Source organism: Pseudomonas sp., from assembly GCF_037994325.1.
Lineage (GTDB): Bacteria > Pseudomonadota > Gammaproteobacteria > Pseudomonadales > Pseudomonadaceae > Aquipseudomonas.
In genome coordinates this window covers 1-6,156 of the sequence record NZ_JBBNAH010000695.1, presented here as the reverse complement: position 1 = coordinate 6,156, position 6,156 = coordinate 1, and the positions used below count along the sequence as shown (strand labels likewise).

The following is a 6,156-nucleotide window of genomic DNA, read 5'->3' as shown; positions in this document are numbered from 1 at the left end:
GTCGTTGATCATGGCCACTGTGTCTTTATCGATGGCCATGCCTTCGTCGAGCACCTGGGTGGCGAATTCGGCGAGCATGTCGCGGGCATAATCCTGCTGGCTGTCGTCGTGGGCCATGCGCCCTTCGGCGATGATGCGGTCGAGCAGGGACAGGGTTTCGGTGGTGCTTTCGCTGGTTTTACTTTCGCTGGACTTGGCCACGGCGAATCCTCCTTGAACGTAAAAGGGTAGCTATCAGGCTTCGGGTTCGGCCGGCGGCTCAGCGCTGGCGGCGGCTTTGCCTTTGGGCGCCGCTTCAGCCGCGTCGGCTTCCGGGCGGGCCGATTTGATTTCCTGCAAGCCTTCGGTGTTGGCCACTACGTCTTGCAGCAGCTTGTCGAGGTCGTCGTTGCCGTCGAGTTTGGTCAGCAGATCGCGCAGCCGTTGGCGTGCTTCAAACAGGCGGCGCAGCGGCACAACCTGGGTGACAACATTGACCGGATCGAAGTCGTCGATGTGGTTAAAGCGCAGTTCCACATTGAGTTTGCTGTCATCGCCGGAGATGGTGTTGTCCACCTGCACCGCCGCACGCGGGGCGATGGAGGCGATCACGCTGTTGAAGTTGTCGCGGTCGATTTCGATAAAGCGCCGCTCGCCAATTTTCGGCAGGGCCACATCCGGCTTGCCGGAGAGGTCGGCAAGAATTCCGACCACCAACGGCAATTCCTTCTTCTCGATGGCGTCGCCGATTTCGACATCGTAGGTAATTTGCACACGAGGGGGACGAATGCGGTCTAGCTTGTGCTGGGTACTCTCAGCCATGACGTGGTGCTCCGATGCATGTGGCGAGCGCAATGCATCGGTACTTGCCCCGGTGATCGCACTCCTTTGCTGGATCGCGGCAATCAGCAGTGCGGAAAAAGCTTCCGTCTGCTGTTGGCAATCCCTCCTGGTTCACAGGCCGATTACGGGGCTGGTCCGGCGAACTACCCAACACGCTAGAACAGGTCTATAAAAATGCAAATCGAATTATTTGGACGCACATGAAACACGGATGCTTTCTCCTGCTGTACCGCGCAACCGCTCTGGCTTCAGTGCTGGCACTGAGTGGTTGTTCCTATTTCGCGCCCAAGGTCGAGTTGGATTCGTTGACCTTGGATGTGGCACCACGGGCCAACAACGACACGCCCATTGCCGTTGATTTCATAGCCATTAGTGACCCGGACTTGCTCAAACTGCTCTCGGCGGTACCGGCCCGCCAGTGGTTCGCCGAGCGCGAACAATACCGCCGCGACTACCGCGAGCAGCTCTCGGTATGGAGCCTGGAACTGGTGCCTGGGCAGCTAATGCAGGCCACCGATTTCCCGCTACGCGGTCAGAAAGCGGCTGGACTTTTGGTCTTTGCCGGCTATAACACTCCCGGTGCTCATCGGCTGCGCCTTGGCGAACAAAGCAAGGTGTGGCTGCGTTTTGAGAGCAGAGACATGCGCTTGCTCGGCGACGAAGACACACGCTAAGCACCCCAGCAAGGGCAAGGATTGCATCGGCCGCGGCCTTACGCTGCGGCTCAACACGGGACGTTGGGGAGGGTGGTATGAGTGGTCTACCGGACGCAGTTTGTTGGCATGAAGGCATGCAGCTACTGCCCCAACACTTTCAGTTGCAGGGCCTGCGTGCCGAAGCGTTGTCTGCGCACCTGGTGCAGGCGGCTAACCCCTGGTTCTGGGGCATTACCGAACTCGATCTAGACCCCGTCGCCCTGTGTGCCGGGCGGGTGCGGGTGCTCGCCCTTAAAGCGATTTTGCCCGACGGCTTGCCGGTGGAATTGACCCCCGGTATCGACACGCCGGTCGAGTTGGACGTGGTCACCGCCATCGACTCGGCCAGCAACGCCATGGTCACCGTGTACCTGGCCATCAACCCGCTGTGGCGGGCTGGGCAACTGGTGCCACTCAAGGGCCGCCTGCAATCGGTGGTCGGTCAGGCGCTCCCCGACTTGGCCAGCGGCGAACACCCGGAAGCCATCACCGTGTGGCGACCGAACCTGCGCCTGATCAGCGAAACCCAGCGCGCCGATGCTATTTGCCTACCGCTGCTCAAAGTCGGCAAAGAGGGCGGCGGTTATGTGCAACTGGCCTATGTGGCGCCTACGCCACGGGTGCTGCCGGAGTCGGTGCTAGGGCGCAAGGTCAGCGATTTGTGTACGCGGGCGCGGGAAAAGTGCGTGTTTCTCGCCGGGCGCCTGCGCCATGCCCAGCAGGCCGGCAATGACGACGATATCGACGAAATTCGCCGGCAACTGGCCGCGCTTTGGGCGCGTTTGCCGGAGGTAGAAGCCGCGCTGAACAGCCGCATTGCCGCGCCGCAGCAGCTGTACACCTTGCTCTGTGGCATGGCTGGCAACTGGTGCGCGCTGGACCCGGTGGCCGGCGTACCAGCCTTTGCCGCGCTGGATTTTCTCGACCTGCAAAAAGGCTACGAGCAAGTGCTGGCCTGGCTGAGCATGGCCCTGGAACGGGTGCGCGCCGGCTACCGCAGCCTGCCGTTCGAACAGAACGGACCGCGCTTCAGCATCTTGCTGCCCGACCTGCAACAGCGCCGTCAACGCTTGGTGATTGGTCTGCGGATGCCGGCCGGCAGCCACGAGCAGGCGGCTTCTGAATGGCTGGCGCGCGCCGTGATCGCCTCGGCCGCCCACATTCCCACCCTGGTGCGCCAACGTATGAGCGGGCTGGCGCACCAAGCCATGAGCCGCCAGGAACAAGTGGCCTACGGCGTGGGCGACGACACGCGCATTTTTGTTGTACAGGCCGCTGGCGAATGGTTCGACCCGGCCCAGGCGCTGAACATCGTTTCTCCCGGTCCTGGGCAGGGCAGTAGCCCTTGGCAGGTGGTGCTGTTTATCGCCAATGAGAGCGACGTGGCATAGCGCAAATAAGGACGTTGTATGGCTGAGCAGAGCACCGGAATGCGGGCGCAAGGGTTGCACGATTCGCCGCTGAGCACGGCGTTTAGCCGCGCCTGGCAGGAATGGCTGGAAGCCTGGAATACCCTGGAAAAAGACGACAGCGCCGATGCTCAACTGGTGGTGCACACCGCCGAAACCGCTATCCAGATTAGCCGGCGTTTGTGGCGCAACGCCTTTGCCAGTGTCGGCGATGCGTCCGGGCAGCAGGTCAAAACCATGGTCTACGCCTTTGTCGCCTTGGTCGATGAAACCCTGCTGTTCAGCCCGTGGGCTGGCCAAGCCGCCTGGCAGGAAAAACCCCTGGAAGCGCGCCTGTACGGCAGCCGCAATGCCGGCGAGCGCTTGCCGGTGGCGATCAAGAAAATCCTTGATGAGCGCGCCCCGGCCAGCCGCGACTTGGCCAACGTCTACCTGCAATGTTTGATCCTGGGTTTCCACGGGCGCCTGCGCGGCGTGCGCGGCGAAGCCATCCATGAAAAATGGCGGCATGCGCTGTTCACCTTTGCCTGGCAGCGCGAGCCTTCTTACCGCGATGTGGCCGACACCCTGGAACTGCCCGCTGACATCGCACCGATACGCTTGCCAGTGCGTCGCTCGTTACCTGATGGTTTGCGCCTGGGCTTGGCCATTGCCTTGGGTTTTGTGTTGCTGTCGGCGATCGGGCATTTGTTTTGGCGCGACATCACCCAGGCCTTGGAACCCGTGCTGCACTTGGCGCCGGTTAGTAGCGCGGAGCAGGAGCGATGAGCGTTGCTTCGATTCTGTTGTGGCTGCTGTTGTGTGTCGTCGTGGTGTTGGCCGTGGCGCTACTGGTGTGGTGGTTGCGCACGCAGTCGGGGGCGGCGCTGCGCAGTTTCTACGGCGCCTTGCGGCAGATGGAAAGCGATCTGGCGGTACACGATCGCTACGATATTCCCTGGCTGTTGATGCTCGGCGACGACGAGCAGGGCGAGCAGTTGTGCAGCAGTTGGCGCTTGAACCCCATGGGCAAACCTGCCTGGTTTGGCCGCTGGTGGGCCGACCCCGATGGCGCCGTGTTGGTGGTGCCCGATGCGTTGTTTATTCCCGCCCAGGGGGTAACCGCACAGTTGGCCGCCTGGTGGCGCTTGCTTGGCCTATTACTGCGCTTGCGCTCGCGGCGTCCGCTGGATGCGCTGCTGTGGAATATTCCCGCGCAGCACCTCGGTAACGACGAACAAGCCTTGGCCCACGGCCTGGCCGCGCGGCGCAAATTTATCGACCTGCTGCAGCGCTTGGGGCTGAGCCTGCCGGTGTATGTGCTGGTCACCGAAATGGAAACCGTGCCCGGCTTTCAGGCTTTTATGGCCGCCATTCCCGCCGAGCAGCGCGAGCTGATTCTAGGCTGGACCTCGCCCTATACCCTGGACGCCATGTGGCAATCACAGTGGAGTGAAAACGCCGTCAACCAGGTGACCCGCGGGGTGAGGGAGGCGGTGATTGAGTTGGGTGCATTGCGCGGTCAACTCAGTGATGAGCTGTACCAATTGCCACAACAGCTGGAGGCCCTGCGCAGCAACTTACAGGTGGTGCTCGACCCGGTATTCCAGGGCAATGCCTTGGGTGAAGCACCGCGTTTTCGCGGCCTGTACTTTACCGCCAGCCAGGCCGTGGGCGGCGATCAAGGGGCCGACTTTGCCGCCGTATCCATTCGCCAAAGCGTGTTCGCCCGTCGCCTATGGCACACGCGCATTATCGCGGAGCAAGGCCTGGCCCAGGCTGTGCCACGAATTTTGCGTGTGCGCCGGCGCTGGCAGCAGGTGGTGGGTATCGGCGCCCTGGCGATGGCGGTGCTATGGCTAGCCGGCATGATGTGGGTGTGGCGCGATGCGATTAACGACGCGGAACGGCTCGCTCAGGTGCTGCAGCAAGCGCAAGGGCGCTATGTGGTGGTCAGCGACGAAAGCCGCCGGCGCGAGCTGACCAAACAAAATGTGCAAACGTTCTGGGCCGTACTCGAGCAAGCGCCGCGTTGGCGTTACACCTCGCTGGTGTTTCCCACCTCGTGGGTTTCATCGCTAGACAGCGACCTGGCCGAGATTCTGCGCGCCAGCGCGCTGGCCCAGTTGTACACCCCGCTGCACGATCTTATGGCCGCCCAGTATCAGGAGCTAAGCCGCGTGCAGAACGCGGGCCGGCGCTCGGCCAACCAGCAGGGTAGCGACCCCGAACAATGGCCCAACTACCTCAATGCCCGGGCGTTGGTCGACGGCGCGCTGCAAGTTGAGCGGCAAAACCAGTTATTCACCCAGGCGCTGAGCAATAGAAACGGCCCGCTGGATGACTTGGCGCAAATGAGCAACAGCGCGTTCGCCACCAACCTCAATGCCGGCACCCTGAGCAAGCAGAACTTTTACAACCAAGTGCTGAGCAAAAAACTGCCGCCGACCTTGCAAGCCCTCGACCTGCAAAAAGACCGGGCCAAGATTGCCGAGCATTTTCAGCGCCTGATGCAGCTGTGGCTGGTGCAGTACTCGCTGGGCGACAACTTTGTGCAGCCCGCCGGCTACCTGCGCGACCACGTTGATAAACTGCGCGGCGGTTACGGCAATTCGCTGCAAGAGCTGGAAGAGGTCAGTGAGTTGGTGGACGACCTGCGCGGCCTGATCGCGTTGACCAACGCCGCCTGGAGCCGTAGCAATGGTCGCGACCTGGTGCCGGGTTACCGCACCTTGTTGGACGACGCGAGCAAAAGCGCGTTGCTCGGCCCTGAGCAACAACAAGCCGTGGAAAGCCAGGCCAACCGCCTGCAAAGCACTTTCCGCGAACAATGGGTTGCCCAGGCTGGCGCCAGCGACAATTTGCTGGTGCAAAAAAGCACCGGTGCGCTCGCGTTGCAAGAGGACATCAACAGCCTGGATAAAGCTATCGACAGCCTGCTGAAGTTCGACTTCGTGGCCATCGCGCTACGTCAGGGCGATGCCCAGGGGCGCACGCAACTGGTGGACACCAACGGCCTGGGCGCGGCCCTGAACTACTTCGACAGCTACAAAAACTACGCCGGCCACGAGCTGCCACTTATTCCCCCGGCATTTCGTTCGGCCATTCTTGGCGCCGCGCAAAACGCCGCTGCCACGGCCATGTGGTATAGCCTGGAATCGCGCGCCAACCTGCCGCGCTTAAGCGCCGACCAAACCTTTGACGTGCCCGCCGACAAAGCCCTGCTGCTGCAAAAAGCCTTTGTTGAACTC

The 6,156-nt window shown here is 61.9% G+C and carries 5 protein-coding genes and 1 pseudogene; 4 read left to right on the top strand and 2 right to left on the bottom strand.

The features are described 5' to 3' along the window. A pseudogene (locus tag AAAB16_RS22940) lies at positions 1-201 on the bottom strand (type VI secretion system contractile sheath large subunit); the annotation flags it as partial. A gap of 33 nt (positions 202-234) precedes the next feature. Continuing rightward, positions 235-801 (bottom strand): type VI secretion system contractile sheath small subunit, encoded by a 567-nt coding sequence (tssB, locus tag AAAB16_RS22935; protein WP_340665422.1) that lies wholly within the window; start codon positions 799-801, stop codon positions 235-237. A 221-nt stretch (positions 802-1,022) separates the two neighbouring features. Here tssB and AAAB16_RS22930 point away from each other — a divergent pair, with 221 nt between their 5' ends. From AAAB16_RS22930 to AAAB16_RS22915, 4 genes are all read left to right on the top strand, one after another. Beyond that, on the top strand, positions 1,023-1,496 hold the full coding sequence (locus tag AAAB16_RS22930) for a type VI secretion protein (RefSeq protein WP_340665421.1): 474 nt from the start codon (positions 1,023-1,025) through the stop codon (positions 1,494-1,496). A gap of 77 nt (positions 1,497-1,573) precedes the next feature. Continuing rightward, a complete protein-coding gene (gene tssK, locus AAAB16_RS22925; protein ID WP_340665420.1) occupies positions 1,574-2,908 on the top strand; it encodes a type VI secretion system baseplate subunit TssK in 1,335 nt (444 codons plus the stop codon). 18 nt (positions 2,909-2,926) lie between these two features. Then, complete coding sequence (locus AAAB16_RS22920; RefSeq protein ID WP_340665419.1) at positions 2,927-3,694, top strand: DotU/TssL family secretion system protein; 768 nt, start codon at positions 2,927-2,929, stop codon at positions 3,692-3,694. Continuing rightward, on the top strand, positions 3,691-6,156 hold a 2,466-nt coding region (locus AAAB16_RS22915; RefSeq protein WP_340665418.1), incomplete at its 3' end, for a type VI secretion system protein. The genes AAAB16_RS22920 and AAAB16_RS22915, both read left to right, overlap by 4 nt.